Origin of the sequence: Synechococcus sp. BA-120 BA3 (assembly GCF_034931285.1) — a bacterium.
In the GTDB taxonomy this organism is placed as follows: Bacteria; Cyanobacteriota; Cyanobacteriia; order PCC-6307; family Cyanobiaceae; genus Cyanobium.
In genome coordinates this window covers 1-16,580 of sequence record NZ_JAYGHZ010000268.1, presented here as the reverse complement: position 1 = coordinate 16,580, position 16,580 = coordinate 1, and the positions used below count along the sequence as shown (strand labels likewise).

Annotated in this window: 14 protein-coding genes and 1 pseudogene; 8 read left to right on the top strand and 7 right to left on the bottom strand. The window is 63.3% G+C overall.

Annotation, left to right across the window (positions count from 1 at the left end; translation table 11 throughout):
- The first annotated feature begins 1,081 nt into the window (after positions 1 to 1,081).
- Complete coding sequence (locus VB737_RS10160; RefSeq protein WP_500312693.1) at positions 1,082 to 1,963, top strand: methyltransferase domain-containing protein; 882 nt, start codon at positions 1,082 to 1,084, stop codon at positions 1,961 to 1,963.
- The gene (locus tag VB737_RS10155; RefSeq protein ID WP_500312692.1) at positions 1,960 to 3,339 is read left to right on the top strand and encodes an APC family permease; all 1,380 of its coding nucleotides are present in this window, start codon (positions 1,960 to 1,962) and stop codon (positions 3,337 to 3,339) included. The genes VB737_RS10160 and VB737_RS10155 overlap by 4 nt, the downstream gene beginning before the upstream one ends.
- A 424-nt stretch (positions 3,340 to 3,763) precedes the next feature.
- Here the strand turns inward: VB737_RS10155 and cynS are convergent, their stop codons facing one another.
- Entirely contained in the window at positions 3,764 to 4,210 is a 447-nt protein-coding gene (gene cynS / locus VB737_RS10150) for a cyanase (protein WP_500312690.1), read from the bottom strand.
- A gap of 287 nt (positions 4,211 to 4,497) precedes the next feature.
- On the opposite strand from cynS, the pseudogene VB737_RS10145 reads away from it, so the two are divergent.
- A pseudogene (locus VB737_RS10145) lies at positions 4,498 to 5,061 on the top strand (cytochrome P450 family protein); the annotation flags it as partial.
- Here VB737_RS10145 and VB737_RS10140 read toward each other — a convergent pair.
- Positions 5,060 to 5,665, bottom strand: a complete 606-nt coding sequence (locus tag VB737_RS10140) for a chemotaxis protein CheB (protein WP_500312697.1) — start codon at positions 5,663 to 5,665, stop codon at positions 5,060 to 5,062. The pseudogene VB737_RS10145 and the gene VB737_RS10140 sit on opposite strands and share 2 nt — an antisense overlap.
- 1,540 nt (positions 5,666 to 7,205) lie before the next feature.
- On the opposite strand from VB737_RS10140, the gene VB737_RS10135 reads away from it, so the two are divergent.
- Positions 7,206 to 7,706, top strand: coding sequence for a DUF4345 domain-containing protein (locus VB737_RS10135; RefSeq protein WP_500312689.1), 501 nt, complete (start codon positions 7,206 to 7,208; stop codon positions 7,704 to 7,706).
- Here VB737_RS10135 and VB737_RS10130 read toward each other — a convergent pair.
- From VB737_RS10130 to VB737_RS10115, 4 genes are all read right to left on the bottom strand, one after another.
- On the bottom strand, positions 7,672 to 7,872 hold the full coding sequence (locus VB737_RS10130; RefSeq protein WP_500312695.1) for a pentapeptide repeat-containing protein: 201 nt from the start codon (positions 7,870 to 7,872) through the stop codon (positions 7,672 to 7,674). The genes VB737_RS10135 and VB737_RS10130 overlap by 35 nt on opposite strands.
- Before the next feature lie 26 nt (positions 7,873 to 7,898).
- Positions 7,899 to 8,261: a hypothetical protein gene (locus tag VB737_RS10125; RefSeq protein ID WP_500312699.1), complete on the bottom strand. Its 363-nt coding sequence runs from the start codon at positions 8,259 to 8,261 to the stop codon at positions 7,899 to 7,901.
- A 17-nt stretch (positions 8,262 to 8,278) separates the two neighbouring features.
- Positions 8,279 to 9,238, bottom strand: a complete 960-nt coding sequence (locus tag VB737_RS10120) for a methyltransferase domain-containing protein (protein ID WP_500312688.1) — start codon at positions 9,236 to 9,238, stop codon at positions 8,279 to 8,281.
- Positions 9,239 to 9,380: 142 nt separating this feature from the next.
- Positions 9,381 to 10,688: an amino acid permease gene (locus VB737_RS10115; RefSeq protein WP_500312687.1), complete on the bottom strand. Its 1,308-nt coding sequence runs from the start codon at positions 10,686 to 10,688 to the stop codon at positions 9,381 to 9,383.
- Positions 10,689 to 10,928: 240 nt separating this feature from the next.
- On the opposite strand from VB737_RS10115, the gene VB737_RS10110 reads away from it, so the two are divergent.
- Together VB737_RS10110 and VB737_RS10105 are read left to right on the top strand one after the other, a co-directional pair.
- Positions 10,929 to 11,612 (top strand): PIG-L deacetylase family protein, encoded by a 684-nt coding sequence (locus VB737_RS10110; protein ID WP_500312686.1) that lies wholly within the window; start codon positions 10,929 to 10,931, stop codon positions 11,610 to 11,612.
- A 291-nt stretch (positions 11,613 to 11,903) separates the two neighbouring features.
- Positions 11,904 to 12,344: a cupin domain-containing protein gene (locus VB737_RS10105; protein ID WP_500312685.1), complete on the top strand. Its 441-nt coding sequence runs from the start codon at positions 11,904 to 11,906 to the stop codon at positions 12,342 to 12,344.
- A 38-nt stretch (positions 12,345 to 12,382) separates the two neighbouring features.
- Here the strand turns inward: VB737_RS10105 and VB737_RS10100 are convergent, their stop codons facing one another.
- Positions 12,383 to 13,696 carry a hypothetical protein gene (locus VB737_RS10100; RefSeq protein ID WP_500312684.1) on the bottom strand — a complete coding sequence of 438 codons (1,314 nt, stop codon included), beginning with the start codon at positions 13,694 to 13,696 and terminating at the stop codon, positions 12,383 to 12,385.
- 98 nt (positions 13,697 to 13,794) lie between these two features.
- On the opposite strand from VB737_RS10100, the gene VB737_RS10095 reads away from it, so the two are divergent.
- Positions 13,795 to 14,583, top strand: a complete 789-nt coding sequence (locus tag VB737_RS10095) for a GNAT family N-acetyltransferase (protein WP_500312683.1) — start codon at positions 13,795 to 13,797, stop codon at positions 14,581 to 14,583.
- Positions 14,584 to 14,784: 201 nt separating this feature from the next.
- The coding region (locus VB737_RS10090; protein WP_500312682.1) for an NAD(P)-binding domain-containing protein at positions 14,785 to 16,580 on the top strand (1,796 nt) is incomplete at its 3' end.

The window sequence follows — 16,580 nt, the reverse complement described above, 5'->3', positions numbered from 1 at the left end:
ATCCCAATGGACTGATGAGCAAGACCAACCGGCGCCGGCTACGGCGTCAACAAGCCGGGGCTACAGCCTCACAGGGTGGGCCAGATTTCATGTCGCCGGAGGACCAATTCCGGATGTCGCTTGACACCAGCTGCACCAAGGCCTACCGCCCCTTCGGGAGCACCAGGTCGCGGGTTCGAATCCTGTCGCCCCGATTGACTTTTCAGGGACTGGCACGACCGCGTACGACAGGAGAGACCTTTCGTCCTCCGTCGTAAACCCGGGGTGGCCGTGAATCAGTGGGGGGCTGCCCCGAGTTCAGTAGGTCGTTCCCCCATCCATCGCTCAACCCATGGCACCGTGCTGCGTTGCCGCAACCCCCGAGCCCTCGTCATCCGCACCGTCGTCTCCCGCTCTTGCTGTCGTGATGGCACCGCGGCACCTTGACAGCACGGACTGACGTGGCGCCCGCGCTCTCGGGGTCGATCGGATCCGTGTCTCCTCCCGTCAGCAACCCATGGGCACCTTCCCTGGCCTGAAGCCGGCGGCGAGTGCTGGCCGTGCGACGGCAGTGACAGCCGCAGACGCCACGGCGATCGTGAGGCCTCCAGGTCGCGGCCCGGCGGTGCTGGTGGCGGCCATGCGGGAAGCGGCGGCGATCCCCCACTTCAGAAGAGCTTCACGATCTCAAGCAGCTGACGGCCGTCCTGGTGCGCGCAGTGTCAGATGGTGTGATTTCCCAGAATGAGATGAAACCATTCAAGACGCGTGCGTGGGCGGAGGGGAAGGTCACCCCAGCAGAGCTGCAACGTCTTCAAGAGATGGGCCTTTCGACGATTACATCCGGAATACTTCAATGGGATGATGAATCATTAGCTGTGCATTCCCGTCAGCTGGTCTTGGTGCATCTCCCTAAAGGCACTCCTCCCGTTGCCAGAAAGGGAGTGGCGGGGTGCTTTGGAACACACGGACTCACTGGGGTGGGGCAGCCAGGATAATCTTGTCGTCTTTGGTTCAGGCGATCCTCCCGATGGCCCATCGCGTCAGACAGCCGCTCGGATCCTGGGGTTCAGGCCAGCGACCAAGCCGCCCTGCTGCGAGGATGAGAGCCACCGCCACGGTGGCAACAGCCCTGCTGGTCTGGCTGATGCCACTCGCAGTTTTCGGGGCCGATTACTTCCGGCAGATTCATGGCGATGCGCTGTACGAACCAAGCGTTGGCCAGGAAGGCAAGGACGTGATCTGGGTGCCCACACCCGATGTCCTCATGCAAGCCATGCTGGATGTCGTGAAGATCCAACCCAGCGACATTCTCTATGACCTTGGCTCTGGCGACGGCAAGATCGTGATCGCTGCGGCCCAGCGCTATGGCATCAAAGGTGTTGGGATTGAATACAATCCGGATCTGGTTCTGCTGGCCAAGCGCAATGCCATTCGGGCTGCAGTCAGCGACAAGGTGACGTTCATCCAAGGCGACATCTTCAAGGAGGATTTCCGCGCTGCCACCGTGGTGACGCTTTATCTGCTGCCCGAGCTCAACTTGAAGCTCAAGCCCATCATCCTGGCCATGCGTCCAGGTACTCGTGTCGTGTCGAATACCTTCAACATGGGCACCTGGTCAGCTGATACCACCATCGAAGTTCCCGGCGGCAGGGGCTACTTCTGGGTGGTTCCAGCCCAGGTGGAGGGTCGTTGGCAGCTCGGCGATCCTGATCGGAAGCCTGCGGCTGAGTTGGATATTCAGCAGACGTTCCAGATGCTCAGCGGCCGTCTGCTGCTCAACGGCGAGAGCCTGAGCATCCTCTCCGGGCGGATGCGGGGTGAAGCCATCGCCTTCACCTACGGCACCAGAACAGACCGTGGCGATCAAGCCCGCGGCACGTTCCAGGGCACGGTGCGCGCTGGGGCACTGACGGGAACGCTCAACGATCAGGGGGTGGAACGGCCGATGGCAGGTCGTCGGATCATCGGCCAGGCGCCATGAGTCGATCAACAGCAGCCGACACCCAACCCGCCAGGGTGATCCAGCAGTGGGAAGCTGTGTGCCTGATCGTGGGCCTGGTGATCGGCGCCGGGATCTTCAAGACCCCCAGTCTGGTGGCGCAATTCACCCAGGATCCCGGTTGGCTGATCACGGCCTGGGTTGTGGGCGCAGTGGTGAGCTTCACCGGAGCCCTCTGTTATGCCGAGCTCAGCGCCGCCCATCCTCACATCGGCGGTGAGTACCACTTCCTCACCCTCGCCTACGGCCGCAAGCTGTCGTTCCTCTATGCCTGGACCAAGGCAACCGTGATCAATCCCGGCTCAATCGCTCTGCTGGCCTTCGTGTTCAGTGACACCATCAGCCGGGTGCTGCCTTTGGGCTCACGATCCGAAGGCCTGTGGGCGCTCGTGGTAGTGGTCGTGCTGACCGCCTCCAATCTGCTCGGTTTGCACGTCGCCACCAGCGTTCAGAAACCCCTCGTGGTGCTGATCCTGGCTGGGTTGCTGATCATCTCGGTGGTGGGGTTCGCCAGCAACGTCCACCTCAGTGCCGCACACGCGACGGCCTTCCAGAGCACGCCCCGTCCCGGCAGCCTGGGCACCGCTCTGGTGTTTGTGCTGCTGACCTTCGGCGGCTGGAACGAGGCGGCCACCATCTCCTCTGAAGTGAAGGGGGGCCATCGCGCCGCCACCAGCGTGCTGCTGCTGAGCCTGGTGCTGATCACGGCCATCTATCTGGTGTTCAACCTTTCGCTGCTGTCGGCGTTGGGCCTCACGGGGCTGGCCCAGAGTTCCGCGGCCGCGGTGGATGTCCTGGGTCAATCCTTTGGCCGGTGGGCGGAACTGGCCGTGGTGATGCTGATCGGAGCGGCCGCCCTCACCAGCATCAACGCCACGATGGTGACGGGCGCCAGGGCGAATCACGCCCTGAGCCAGGACTGGCAAGCCCTGGGGATTCTGGGTGGCTGGCAGAGACAGCGCAGTCTTCCCACCCGCAGTTTTCTGGTGCAGAGCTTGATCAGCACAGCCCTGATCGCCATTGCCGCCGTTCAACCCGATGGCTTCACCGCCATCGTGGAGTACACAGCGCCCCTCTTCTGGGCCTTCCTCACCCTGATCTCCCTTTCGTTGATCATCCTGCGTCGGCGCGCCGGTGCCGAGATCGTGAGCACCTTCCGAACGCCGCTGTTTCCATTGTTTCCGCTTCTGTTCGCTGTGGCTTGTCTCTATCTCGCCGTTTCCAGCTTCCAGCATGCCGCTGCCAATGAGTCGGCCTTCATTTCACTGCTTGTTCTGCTCTCTGGTGTTGCGGCCCTTGTGGGACTGTGCTGGCGGCAACGCAAGCTGCAGCAATGCCTCTCTGGAATTGAGGGCTGACCAGAGACCCGATAGAGACCTGACGACGCGCGACGGCCGCCCCCCCAGGGGCAGCGCACGATCCCATGACCGGCTTGCTTCCAGGTCTGGGATCCGCTGTTCTGAGGATCCGGAACCAGGGGCCGAGTGCCGGCACCAACGTGCGATAGCGCACCGCATCGTCTGTCGCTGGTGCCGTGAGCGTGGGGGTGAACACCACCGGTTCAGGTCCGTGGATCCCTGCTGCGGTGGAAATACCAGCCCGCCGACCACCACTGATCAGCCAGACCTTGCCCAGCTTTGCGGCCAGATAAGGATGCAGATCTGTCACCCGTTCTGCCTGGGAATGGGTGGGATGTCGGGTGATGGTGCTGGCGAGACTGCCAGCCCATCGGTGCGATGCCCCGCCTGCGACGGTGTGGAAGCCGCAGCAGCGAGGGGCTGATCACCACTTCTTGTAGGGCAGAAACTTTCCGCACATGGTGACTTTGACCATGTTGCCGGCTGGATCCTCCACCTTGTCCACCTCCATGGTGAAGTCGATGGCACTCATGATGCCATCACCGAACTTTTCCTGGATCACATCTTTCAACGGAAGACCATACACTTGCATGATTTCGTAGAATCGATAAATCAGTGGATCGGTCGGAACTTCTGGATCCAGGCAGCCCTTCACGGGGGGAATTGTCAGCTCCTTGGCCAGGTTCGGATCCAGATCCAGGGCCGCCAGCAGTGTCTCTGCCTCCTCCGGAGAGGCCGTGGCCTGTCCGTACAGCAAGCTGGCAATCCAGACCTCATCGCGTTGGAGAAGTGTTTCCAGCTCGGCGAAGCTGACGCCCTTGCGGCGCTTGGCGCTCAGCAGGGTTTGGCTGAGAGGGGTCAGTGGGCTCATGGCGCGTTGCTGCTGGGCGGAATGGAGGGGCCAAGCGGTGGGGGCCCGAAAGAGGCTAACCGTGCATTCCCACCGGTCATTTCAGGTGCCGTTCTTCTTCAGCAGGCCTGGGTTCAACGGGTGTGTTCACCGTCGACGACCCATGGAGCCCCGCTGCGGCAGGCCGTGGAGCTTGTCGCCAGTGGCCTCGCACCGCGATCAGCCGGCTGCCAGCGTGGAGACCCCCCGGACGACGCTGCTTGCTCCCCGATTCCGCCACCCTGCGGCCCGTTCCCAGCACAGCCGCGGTGAGCGGCGTGCTCGAAACCCTCGCCTTCTTCCGCGACCCGGATTTCGCCCGCTCCCGTTTCGAGCGCTACGGCGATGTCTACGAAACCAGCCTGCTGGGGCAGCGCACCGTGTTCCTCCGTGGTGGACAGGCCATCGCCGACCTGTTCGCCCAGGGTGAGGCGGTCGAGGGCTGGTGGCCGGACAGTGTCAGGCAGCTGCTGGGGCCGCTGTCGCTGGCCAACCGCAACGGTCCCGACCACAAGGCGCGCCGTCGGGTGGTGGGCCAGCTGTTCGCCTCCGCCGCCCTGAGGCGCTACAGCCCGGCGATCGTGGCGCTGGTGGAGGGCCTCAACCAGGAGCTGCTGGCGGCGCCAGCGCCCGTGGCCCTGGTTCCCCGGTTGCGGCGCTTCGCCTTTGCTGTGATCGCCCCCACGGTTCTCGGACTCGATGGCGCTGACCGCGACGCCCTGTTCGAGGATTTCGAGATCTGGTGCCGGGGCCTGTTCTCCTTGCCGCTCGCCCTGCCGGGCAGTCCCTTCGCCCGTGCCCGTCAGGCCCGACAGCGCCTGCTGCAGCGCCTCAGCTGCGCCACCACCCGGGTGATGACGCCACCCTCGACCGCAGGCAGATTCGCGTTCCCTCGCCCACGGAGATCGGGATCGCGGCCAGTCTGAGACCGAGCTCTCCCGCGTCGGCCACCACGTCAGGGTTGCCCAGGGCGAGTGCTGCGCGAGGCATCCCGTCGAAGCGAGCCGACTCCGGCGACTGCACCATCGTCAGACCCCCTGCAGCCCGGATGGCACGCAGGCCACGGGCGCCGTCCGATCCCGTCCCCGACAGGACGACGCCCACGGCGCGTGCCCCCCAGCTCTGCGCTAGTGACTCGAACAACAGGTCGATGCTCGGGCTGGGACCCACTCGCTCCGCAGCCTCCACAAGGGCCAGCCGATCGCCGACGAGGGTCAGATCATGATTGGGCGGCACCACGGTCACGCTGTTTGTACGGAGCGGACTCCCGTCAACAGCCTCCTCGACCTCGAACCGTGTCGCACGGGACAACAGTTCGACGAGCAACGTGGGGTGATCCGGTGCCAGATGCTGGGCAACGATGATCGCGGAACCATCAGGCGTCAATGAGCAGAGGAACTCCTGCAGGGCTTCCAGCCCACCGGCCGAAGCCCCCACACCGACCACCCGCGAGATGGCGCTCACAGTCGAGCCGGCGCCCCCATCGCCTTCCGTGGCGCTGTTCAACTACCAACTCCCCTCATTGGCCTCCACGAAGCCTACTCGGCCGTAGCCGCCTCCATGGCCCTGAGTCGGTGCAGTTTTCCCAGGGGATTATGAATCCCGTTGTGAACCTCGAAATCCCCACGAAGGAGTTGAGCCAGTTATGCATAATCATCCACCCCTCTCATTCGACCTGGACCGACAAAGGGGGTCACCTCACCTACGGTGAGAGCCCCGTGTGAGGAGAGGGGGCACATCGATCTGATGAGCCATGGGCCTTCATCCAATTCGGCCAGATCAGTTCATCGTTGAATCATCTGTGCTTGCGCAGGAATTGACGAGAGCGCTGGGTCTGGGTGGTGTGTTTGCTACGGCTGTCGGTCGCGCGGGTTCTCCCGCTCTCCCGCGGAGAGGGTGAGGGCGGGTGAAGACAACCCAGTAACGGCAACAGCAAACCGAGGCTGATCAGCAGCCCGATGCCCCTGCGATAGCAAGCGTTGTGAGGGAGCCGAATGGGATGGGCGTGGCGAGCTGTCGATCATCTTGCCACCGAGGACGAGCCCATGCACGTCGATTTCATCCTCCATGGCGTCAACTGGATCGGCGGCACTGCATGCTTGGGAGCGACTTCCTGGTGTGACTTGCGTTCTGAAAGCGATCGAGGGCGGGCTATCGCAAGCGGCAGCCTCCGGCTAGGGCCTTGCACCCGGGGCCATCGCCCATCGCCTTGATGGCAGCACTGTTGCCGGATCTCCCAGGGATGCGATCTCCCACGGCGGATCAGACTGCCCCTCGATGAGGAACGATCGGAGGCTGATTGGCGCGGGGGTACTCAGCCCATGAACGGGGTCGCGTCAGTCAACTCTGGCAACAGCTCAGTGTCCGTTGCATCACTACCACATGCCCCTCTCTGAAAGCAGTTCTTTTGTACCTGGCCTGCCAGCCATGGCGGGCTTCGTTCATTATCCATCTCGTTGTCAGAGATAGCACCCGCTTGTGTAATCCCGCGACCGCTTTCTCTGAATGCAGAGCAACTGGCCACGTCACGACGTCGGCTGTCAATCGCCATCGGAGGGTGTCAGCATCGTTCTTCCGGCTTTGGCTGGTGACGCCCTGGCCAATCAGAAGTGATACCCTTTACAGAGTGAGCATCCAATCAACCCAAGTATGACCAGAACGGGTGTCGGTATTGGACTTCTGCTTGCCTTGGCAGTCTTGCCGCCAGCGGCCTGGTCGAATTCATTCAAGCCTGCTGTGGAATCTGATTTCTGGAAGCAGACGAGAGGGGGGCTTCACTCCGCAGGACAATTGTCGACTGCGCGATGGATCTTTGTGGAAGGAATGACCAGCCCAGATCTTGATGCAGCCGAATATCTGGCTGACGCGGTACGGCAAGGCCAAGCGGTTCAGTTCCAGGGGGCCGTACTTGTTCGCAGAGGTGGCGTTGAGACAGGCTGGAGGGTGCGCGAGTTGTCGATGCGCGCCCTTTGCGCGGATGGTCGACTGGAACGTCAGGGTTCCGATGGCAGCTGGCAGGCCTATCAAGGGCGTGGACCCCAGGACAAGAAAGTGGCTTGGATCTGCAGCCTTTCCCCTTGACTCGTCGATGAAATTGTGCCGCTTCTATCTCTTCTTTTCTGCAGCTGGTCTGCTGCCCATTTCGCTGAGCTATGGCATCGCCCCCAATCTGATCTTGCCAGGGCTCCTGCAACTGCAACCCCTCGACGGAAACCTTGTTCATATCTTTCGGGCCATCATGGGGCTTTACCTTGCCACGATCGTCCTCTGGGTCCTTGGCGCTATACGGGGAGGCCCGCTGATGCGTGCAGCCCTAATCAGTGCCATTGTATTCATGTCAGGCTTGGCGGCTGGCAGGCTCCTGGGAATTTCATTGGAAGGTTGGCCAAGCCCCATGCTGATCGCCTATGCCGTTGCTGAGATCGTCTTTGCCGCCTGGGGTGTCATCTGTTTGCGGAGATTCGATGCTCAGTCTTGAGCCACCGAATGTTCGCCATACTCCGTTGTGAATAGCCGGCATCAGGTCTGAACTGCTGCAGGATCTCCCGTCTGTGGCCAGCCAGCTGAACACCATCCGTGCAAGCACCACGGAGGTCGGCACCCCGCAGGTCGCAGTGGATCAGGTTGGTGCCATTCAAATCCAGCCCATCAAGCCAGAGTCCTCCTCCGCTCAGCAGCTCCAGGGCGCTGTTGCGATGCTCAACGATTCCACGTTGCCGACGTTGAGGATGCCACCGGCACCGTTTTGCAGGCAGCTCGATTCGAAGTCGTTCAGCCGGCAGTGCTCCCAGCGGTTCGCCGCGATCAGTAGGGCGAAGGCCGCCGCTGCGGCCAGCAGCAACCGGAAGCCGAAGGATCGATCCAGCAGCCGGTAGAAGGGCTGCTGCCGTTGCTCCCGCTGGATCTCGGCCCAACGCTTGTACCGTTGGGGCCGGGGACCCGGGTTGACGCTGCGGGTGCTGATCTGCCGTTGGCCATGGGCGACATCACCTTCGAGACCATCCCAAAAAAACTTTTCTTGGTCTGATGGCATATCAGACCGGTGCAGGTTCATGGACCCGCTGCAATCGGTTTGCTGAACGTGAGAATCCGGTAGCGAATCCAGCCCCAGCGGCTCAGCTGCTCGATTCGGGCTGTGTCTTGCACCGCACTCGCCGCACCCATCGCCCCGAACAGTTTGCGCACCACCGCATAGGTGGGCAGGGTATGGAGCGTGATGTCCAGATCGCTGCGGAGCTCGAGGCCATGGCGCTTGGCTTGGCTGGCATACCGGCGTTGATCCCAGCGGCAATCGACCGGTCCGTAGGTGCCGTTGTTGAAGGGAGCACCGCGCAGGCTCTGCAGCACACGCAGCAGGATCGCCAGTGGACGGCAGGGGACAAAATCACTCAGCACCAGGCGCCCTCCAGGGCGCAGCACCCGCTGTGCTTCCTGCAGAAAGGCTTGCCTGCTTGGGAAATGAAAGATGCATTCCACAGCCAGCACCACGTCCAGGCTGTCGGCGGGCAGGGGGAGCGCACAGGCGTCAGCCACAATCCAGTCAATCGTGTTGGCGGCTCGGGGTTGCACGAACTGGCGGGCCCGTTCGATCTGGCGGGCATCAAGATTGAGACCCGTCAGGGCAAGGCCATCCCAGTGTTGGTTGAGGCTGTTGATGGTTCCGCCGAAGCCACAACCGACATCGAGCACACTCTCGCCGGCCTGGAGATGGGCCTGATCAAGCATCAATCGGGTCAGGGCTTCTGCGGCCTGCGGGAATTCTTCCATGGCAGCCAGCTCGGAGCGGTGCGGATCTTTCCAGTAACCCCAGTGCACATGGTTGCCAAAGCAGCGCTCCAGTTGGGGGTCACCCGCCTCAAGCCGCTGCAGAACCTGGTCGAAATAGGGGAGGGCGGGGGCTGGCATGCTGGGACGCTTGATGGACAGGATGGTCTGCAGGGGGAGGCGGCCGTCGCCGCGAGTCGCTGGGCCGGGCATCAGCTTGGGTGGGGCTCGGACCTTGCGATCCATCCGCCCCCAGGGCGCACCGGCCATCCTCCATGGCCGCTGCCCGCTGCCGCAACGCCTCCCTTAACCGGATGGCAATCCGCGAGGCCCTTCTTGTGCACGCCCGTGCATCCGCTTCTGCTCACCGGAGGGGCTGAATGCTCGCCTACAACGGGGCCGTCAAGGATGCTGTCCTTCGGTGAATCACGAAACTGACGCCCATCAATGCCAGGTACAAACATCCCAACGTTCGATGGCTAATCAGAATGGCGAGGAACGTCATCAGCGAGAGCACCAGGGCAATCCATGGGAAGAAGGGATAGCAAGGGGTGAGGAACGGGCGCGGCAGGGATGGTTCCTTGACCCTGAGAATCAACAGCGAAATCATCGCTAAGGTGTACAGGGTTAGCGCTCCAAAAACTGAGAGCAGGATCAAATCACTTGTGCGTCCAGAGGCAAGGGCCAGCAAGCCAATGGCGCAGTTGAGCTTGAGGGCGTTGGCAGGTGTTTGGTGACGCGGATCAAGCTTGCCAAGAACTGCCGGTGCGTGGCGCATTCGTCCAAACTCAAGTGTGGATCGACCCGAGGCCAGGATCAGCCCGTGAAAGGAGCCAACCAAGCCGAACAATCCGGCCACGTAGAGCAATTGGTAGAGGGGATGGTGGGTGCCCATCACCTTGGCAAGGGCCATCGGTAGAGGAGAGTCCGAAACACTTCCATCAAGTTTGAACACAATTGTCTGCCAACCATCCACCCCAGTGGCTCCAATGAACGTCAGCAGGGCCAGCACGGCCAGCGTGAGAGATGCAGCAATAAAGACTATTGGCAATGTGCGCTGCGGATTCACTGTTTCTTCTGCCATATTCGCAATGGCTTCGATCCCCAGGAAGCACCAAACGGCGAATGGAATGGCAGCCACAGCTCCCTGCCAGCCATTGGGCAAGGCCTCTCTTGTCAGGTTTTCCAGCTGCAGGTGCGGCAGTGATACAAAGCAGAAGACAATGAGTGATGTCACTGCGACCGCAGTGACAATAAGCTCAGCCGTGGCGGCAGCCTTGACGCCACGGATATTTAACCACGTAAATATGATATAAGTGGCAAAGGCAATGGAGAGCAGCGGTAGCCTTGGGGCAAACAGATGAAGGTAGTCACCGATGGCGAAGGCGATCGCCGGTGGTGCAAAAATAAACTCCACATTCTGATCCATGCCGGCGCAGAAGCCCCAGCTCCTGCCGAGGGCGCGGTCGGCGTAGGACATCACCCCGCCCGCCCGCGGGATCGCGCAGGAAAGCTCGGCATAGCTCAAGGTGAAGGTCAGGTAGAGAAGCGACACCACCACCAGGGCCAGGCCAAGGCCCAATGTGCCCCCCCTGGCCAAACCCAGATTCCAGCCGAAAAACAACCCGGCGAAGGCACAGCCCACCCCCATCGCCCAAAGCATCAGGGGCGTGATCGAGCGGTTGAGCTCGGCCATGGAGCAAGGATCGAAGACGCACCGACTATGGGTCCCGCCGAACCCTTGTCGACGGATGACGAACGGACACGCGCCTGATCTGGTCCCTGGCTTTGTTTTCCCGCCAGGTCATTCAGCCCTCAACTGTCCCTGGAGCCATGGCTTGTGGAGGGCTTGTTTTTGATGGTTTGAGGCCTCCCGAGACTTCGGCCATCTTCAGAGATCGGTACAATCAGACCTTGTGTTGCAGCGATTTCGCCCATGGCGGCCATCCTCGCCTTTGGTGCCCATCCCGACGACATTGAGTTCGGTTGCGGCGGCACCGTGCGCAAGTTGATTGAGAAGGGCTGGAGTGCTGTCCATGTGTGCGTGACCTCAGGAGAAGCCGGCAGCAGCACGATTGATCGGGCAACGCTGGCTGCCACCCGTGAGCAGGAAGCACTTCGGGCTGCTGAGGTGCTGGGGGCCGAGCGTGTTCATTTCCTGCGCGCTCCTGATGGGCTGACGCAGTATTCGCGGGATCACAAGATCGCCGTGATCAATCTCATCCGGGAGGTGCGGCCGGCCATCCTGTTTGTGCATGCGAGCAGTGACCAGTTTCCTGATCACCGTTTGATCCATGAGCTGGTGATGAGCGCCGTGGCCGGTGCCGCCGGCCCCTGGTACCAGGAATCCATCGGCGAGCCGCATCTGGCCGGCACCATTCTCGGTTATGAGGTTTGGCATCCCCTCAACACCTTTCAGCTCTCGGTGGACATCACCACCACCGTGGAGCGGAAGCTGGCCGCCCTCCGCTGCCATCAGTCTCAGATAGAGGCGACGCACTATGACGAAGCCTCCCTCGGCCTGGCCCGCTACCGCGGGGTGATGAGCTTCTCCAGCACTTACGCCGAGGTTTTCGAAGTGCTGCGCACCTCCCTGGGCCTGTCTGAAGGACTCGCTTGACACGGGCGCTTGATTGCCCACCATCCCCGATGGCCTTGGCTGGGCGCCCCCAGAATTGACGCTCCCATGGCTGGCTCTTCAGGCTGCGTGACTTGCTGGGACCAGCGCGGCCACTCCTTCGGCAGCTGAGCCTCGCCGCTGATCCGAACGGCAGCAGCAGGACCGTGCCGCCGGGCTCCAGCCGATGATGCTGGCCAGGCCCCCAAGTGTTCACCCCGCCTGATCACAGCCATGTCAAAGCCCCCGACTGCCGCTGCCCTGACAAGGTTTCCTGTGGCCCTGATGGCTGCCATGGCTTTCACCAGCAGCGTCGCCACGGCCGTGGCCCATCCCCTGGCGGTGGTGCCGGAGGCCGAGCGCGTAACAGGCCCTTCGACCGGGGTCGTCGATGCCCCCACCAGCAATGCTGGTGTCTTGGCGGTGCGCAGCCTCGGCAGCCAGCCCCTGGGGGGAGATTTCAGTGCCCTGAAGGGGCGGGTGCTGCGCCTGCGGGAGATCACCATCGCCCCCGGCGGCCACATCGGCCTGCACCGCCATGACAGCCGGCCTGGGGTGGCCTATCTGCTGGAGGGACGCCTGACGGAACGTCGGGGGCCGTCCTACAGCCCAGTGGTGCTGAAGGCGGGGGAAGCGGCCTTTGAAACCACGGGTGTCACCCACTGGTGGCGCAATGAAACCAGCCAGCCGGCTCGGGCCCTCGTTGTTGACATCGTCGAGGAGTCAACGCCCTGAAGAGTCGAACGCTTTGAGCCTGCGGGCCCCTCATTGATCTAGGCCCTGTGCTGAAGCAGGGCCCGATAGGCGTGCTGCAGTCCGGCGCAGGCCTGCGGGTCCAGGTCCAGCAAACTCTCCGGCCTGGAATCCCTGGCTTTCCGGGGCCGAATGCCGGTGGCTGAAAGTGTGTCCTTGAACCAGACATTGCGCTCGATCTCGCTGCCCGGCAACACGAACGCCTCTGGAACGTTGACAAAGGTCCTCAAGCGGCTGTGATCCCAGTTGCTGCTCGGGATGCTCTGAATCCAGGGGATCTTCTGCGCCAGGGATCCGAGCGTGGCGTCTGGTGCGCTGAGCAGAGCATCGAAATCCACCAGATGGGTGGCCTCTGGAAGACAATCCTGTGCCAGCCGCCCATAGCGCTCCGTATTGGCATAGCTGATCTGCATGATGTCCATGCCGTGATCCCAGATCCGCTGGCCCGCCCTGCGCAGATCGGCCAAATCAATGCTGTCACCGGCGGACTTGCCCACGAAGGAGCGCAGACGCTGCAGGTCGATCCGATCGCCGCTGCCGCTGAACCCAGCCGTGGCGCAGTGCTCAAGGAACGGCATGCTCACGCCGGGATCGGTATCAGCGGGGTCCGAGGGCAGCAGCAAACGTGTCACCACATCAGTGATTTCCTGGTTGGTGACATTCCCCTCCGCGCTGAGGAAGTGGACGGTTCGCCGCAGCAGAAACGAGTGAAAACAGTCGTCGGGTCGCCGGGTGGTGAACAGCAGGCTGCCGCCGCTGTCTTTCACCAAGGTCAGAAGCCGCAGAAACTCGGCTTCATTGCGGTTGTACGTGTGCTCCTTGATCGTGAGGATCAACGGCGGTTGAACTGGGGCCGCAGCCTGGCGGTCGCCGGCCTCCCGGTCGAGGCGCCCCTGCAGGGCCTCCACATCGGCCAGCAGGGTTGCATCGACCCTGGGGTCGTAGTGCCCATCGGCGCCGGGAATCCGGGGCAGGCCCTGGCGTCTGGCCAGATCGCGGTGCCACTCGATCCAGCCGTCTTCGCAGCCCCCCGCGACCATCCGCTCCTGCAGGCGCCACTGCAGCAGCGCCAACTGGGCCCCGATCAGCAGCAGCCGGTCCATGTCGACCTCGCTGCGAGGGTTGGGCGTCTGGTTGTGACGGCAGCCTGGCAGCACACCCAGATTGCCCGGTTCGTTGAGCAGGCCGATGGCCTGACGTCCTTCGGAGAGCTCCGCGCAACCCAGGCAGATCAGCAGCATCGTGCCTCCCTGACGGGGGCTGGAGGCAACCACGTTGAGCTGAATTCGCCGCTCGCGCAGGAAGGTTCCCAGCTGGTCGTGCAGCTCAGCCATCGCTCCTCGCCCCAGGCCCGATCGCTGGAATCCTATGCATCAAGGAACAGCCGTCAGGGCCCCTGCCAGCATGGCCAACAAGGCCTGCAGGCGTTCAGATGACGGACCCATCGGCCATTGCCGAAACGCAGCTGCTGATCAGGGAAGCCTGGGCAGCTGTGGGGCGATCCAGTCCCAGCGGGCGCATCCTGGCTCTCCCGGGCGCCTGCATCGTCGATTCCGGACAGCCATGGCTGTTCACCAACGGCGTGTTCCTCAACGAACCCGTCGCCTCGCCCGCCGATCTGAAGGCGTTGGCAGAAGCGGCACTGAACCACTTCGGGCCATCTGGCCATGGCTGGTTTCTGAGTGCGAGCGAGGAATGGCTTGGCCCCAGCGCGGAGGAGGTACTTTCCGGCCTTGGCCTCAACCGTGCCATGACGGCCATCGCCATGGCAGCAGATCAGCTCCTGCCCCCAACGCGGCCCCTGCCTGATGTGGTGGTGCGCAGGATTGACGACGAAGACACACGATTGGCGATAGCGGAGCTGAACGCGACGGTCTACGACGTCCCGCTCGAATGGGGGCACCGAGCGGTCGGCCATGGGCGACTCTGGCAAGAGCCCCTGTTCGGCCATGTGGCTTATATCGACGGCATTCCCGCCTCCGCCGGTTTTGCGATCGCGATCGCGGGGGCGCTGTACGTGGCCTGGTTAGTGACGGCGAGCCCCTACCGCGGCCGTGGGCTGGCCGAATTGGTGATGCGACGAAGCCTGGCCGAAGCGAGTCTGGCCACCGGCATCAAAAGGACGGTCCTCCACGCCTCACCGGAGGGGCTGGACCTCTACCGGCGGATGGGTTATCTCCCCGTGGCGTCGTTCCCGCTCTGGGAACCGGCGCAATCGTGAGGCCATGGCCATACTGAATCCGCAGCTCCCGAGAGATTCAGGCTGACGAGCTCCCTGCGCGGTTGATTGGCCAATCGTTGCGTTGCCATCGCCTGTTCACCCCTGCACAACGGAGCGAGCTGCCGTGGCAAACCATGACGGCAGAGTCTCCAGCCGACCCCCTTTCCTGCAAGTTAGGCAGATCATTTTGATGCACAGGCCATGACGTCAGCGCCCACGGCTTCGGCCCAGGCCTGGTTGGAGTCGTTCGCGGCGGCGTTGGCTCAGGGCGACCCCCAGGCCGTGGTGGCCCTGTTCGGTCCGGATTGTTTCTGGCGCGATCTGGTGGCCTTCACCTGGAATCTGCGCACGGAGGAGGGGCCGGAAGCCATCGCCTTGATGCTGGACGCCCGCCTGGCGGATGTGGCTCCCAGCGCCTTCTCCCTGCGCGGCGAGGCCAGCGAGCGCGACGGTGTGGTGGAGGCCTGGTTCGGCTTTGAAACCCGTGTCGCCATCTGCAGCGGCCATGTGCGCCTGCGCGAGGGCCGCGCCTGGACCGTGCTCACCGCCATGGAGGAACTCAAGGGCCACGGGGAGAGGGTGCGTGAACGCCGGCCGGTGGGGGCGGAGCACGGCGTGCATCCCGGTCGGCTCTCCTGGGCGGAGCGGCGCCGTCAGGAGCTGCAGGAGCTTGGCATCAGCCAGCAACCCGATGTGGTGATCGTCGGCGGCGGCCAGGCCGGGCTCACGCTGGCGGCGCGCCTGCGGCACCTGGAGGTACCCACCCTGGTGCTGGAGAAACAGGCCCGCCCGGGCGATCACTGGCGCCGGCGCTACAAGAGCCTCTGCCTGCATGACCCGGTTCACTACTGCCACTTTCCCTATCTGCCCTTCCCGGAGGGCTGGCCCCTCTACACCCCCAAGGATCAGCTGGCCGACTGGATGGAGGCCTATGTGAGCGTGATGGGCCTCAACGTCTGGGGTGGGTCGCCGGCCCACAGCGCCCACTTCGATCCGCAGGAGGGCCGCTGGCAGGTGACGACCGAGCGCGATGGCCAGCCGGTGGTGCTCAGGCCCCGCCACCTGGTGATGGCGCTGGGGGTGTCGGGCTACCCGACCGTGCCGCAGATCCCCGGTGCCGAGAGCTTCGCTGGCGATCAGCACCACTCCAGCGCCCATCCCGGACCCGATGCCTATCAAGGCAAGCACTGCATCGTGGTGGGCTCCAACAACTCCGCCCACGACATCGCCGCCGCCCTCTGGGAAGCCGGAGCCGCTGAAGTCACGATGCTGCAGCGCAGCTCCACCCTGGTGGCGCCGATGCCCGCGCTGGCGAAGTACGCCTTCGCCGGTTCCTATTCCGAGCAGGCCCTGGAGAAGGGCATCACGCCGGATCAATCGGACATGACGACCGCGTCGATCCCCTACCGGTTGCTGCCGCGGTGGCAGAAGCCGATCTACGACGCCATGCGCCGCGATTATGCCGATCTCTACAGCCGCCTGGAGACGGCCGGTTTTCAGCTCGATTTCGGCGCGGATGACTCGGGCGTGTTCATGAAGTTCCTACGGCGCGGTTCCGGCTATTACCTCGATGTCGGGGCCTCGGAGCTGGTGGCCGATGGCCGCATCCGGCTGCGCAGCGGCGTGTCCATCGAGCGGCTCACCGAGACCACGGCGGTGCTCAGCGATGGCAGTGCCCTGCAGGCGGATCTGGTGGTTTACGCCACCGGCTTTGGATCGATGAACCGCTACGTGGCGGAGCTGATCTCACCGGAGGTGGCCGATCGCCTCGGCAAGGTGTGGGGGCTGGGATCGGACACCCCCAAGGACCCCGGTCCCTGGGAGGGAGAACTGCGCAACATGTGGAAGCCCACCCAGGTGGAGAACCTCTGGTGTCAGGCGACAGCGAAAACTGGTCCAGATGCGACACGAAATCTGGCCCCCCTCTGCGAGCCACTGACCAGGCCCAGCGCCATGACCGCGGTGCTGTCACCTCTGGAGCAGAGCTCCCGGGATGC

What these genes read in the sequence shown, in the direction of transcription:
- VB737_RS10160 (WP_500312693.1), top strand. Translation starts at nt 1,082, where the DNA reads ATGAGAGCCACCGCCACGGTGGCAACAGCCCTGCTGGTCTGGCTGATG.
- VB737_RS10155 (WP_500312692.1), top strand. Translation starts at nt 1,960, where the DNA reads ATGAGTCGATCAACAGCAGCCGACACCCAACCCGCCAGGGTGATCCAG.
- cynS (WP_500312690.1), bottom strand. Translation starts at nt 4,210, where the DNA reads ATGAGCCCACTGACCCCTCTCAGCCAAACCCTGCTGAGCGCCAAGCGC.
- VB737_RS10135 (WP_500312689.1), top strand. Translation starts at nt 7,206, where the DNA reads ATGGTCGACTGGAACGTCAGGGTTCCGATGGCAGCTGGCAGGCCTATC.
- VB737_RS10125 (WP_500312699.1), bottom strand. Translation starts at nt 8,261, where the DNA reads ATGCCATCAGACCAAGAAAAGTTTTTTTGGGATGGTCTCGAAGGTGAT.
- VB737_RS10120 (WP_500312688.1), bottom strand. Translation starts at nt 9,238, where the DNA reads ATGGATCGCAAGGTCCGAGCCCCACCCAAGCTGATGCCCGGCCCAGCG.
- VB737_RS10115 (WP_500312687.1), bottom strand. Translation starts at nt 10,688, where the DNA reads ATGGCCGAGCTCAACCGCTCGATCACGCCCCTGATGCTTTGGGCGATG.
- VB737_RS10110 (WP_500312686.1), top strand. Translation starts at nt 10,929, where the DNA reads ATGGCGGCCATCCTCGCCTTTGGTGCCCATCCCGACGACATTGAGTTC.
- VB737_RS10105 (WP_500312685.1), top strand. Translation starts at nt 11,904, where the DNA reads ATGGCTTTCACCAGCAGCGTCGCCACGGCCGTGGCCCATCCCCTGGCG.
- VB737_RS10100 (WP_500312684.1), bottom strand. Translation starts at nt 13,696, where the DNA reads ATGGCTGAGCTGCACGACCAGCTGGGAACCTTCCTGCGCGAGCGGCGA.
- VB737_RS10095 (WP_500312683.1), top strand. Translation starts at nt 13,795, where the DNA reads ATGACGGACCCATCGGCCATTGCCGAAACGCAGCTGCTGATCAGGGAA.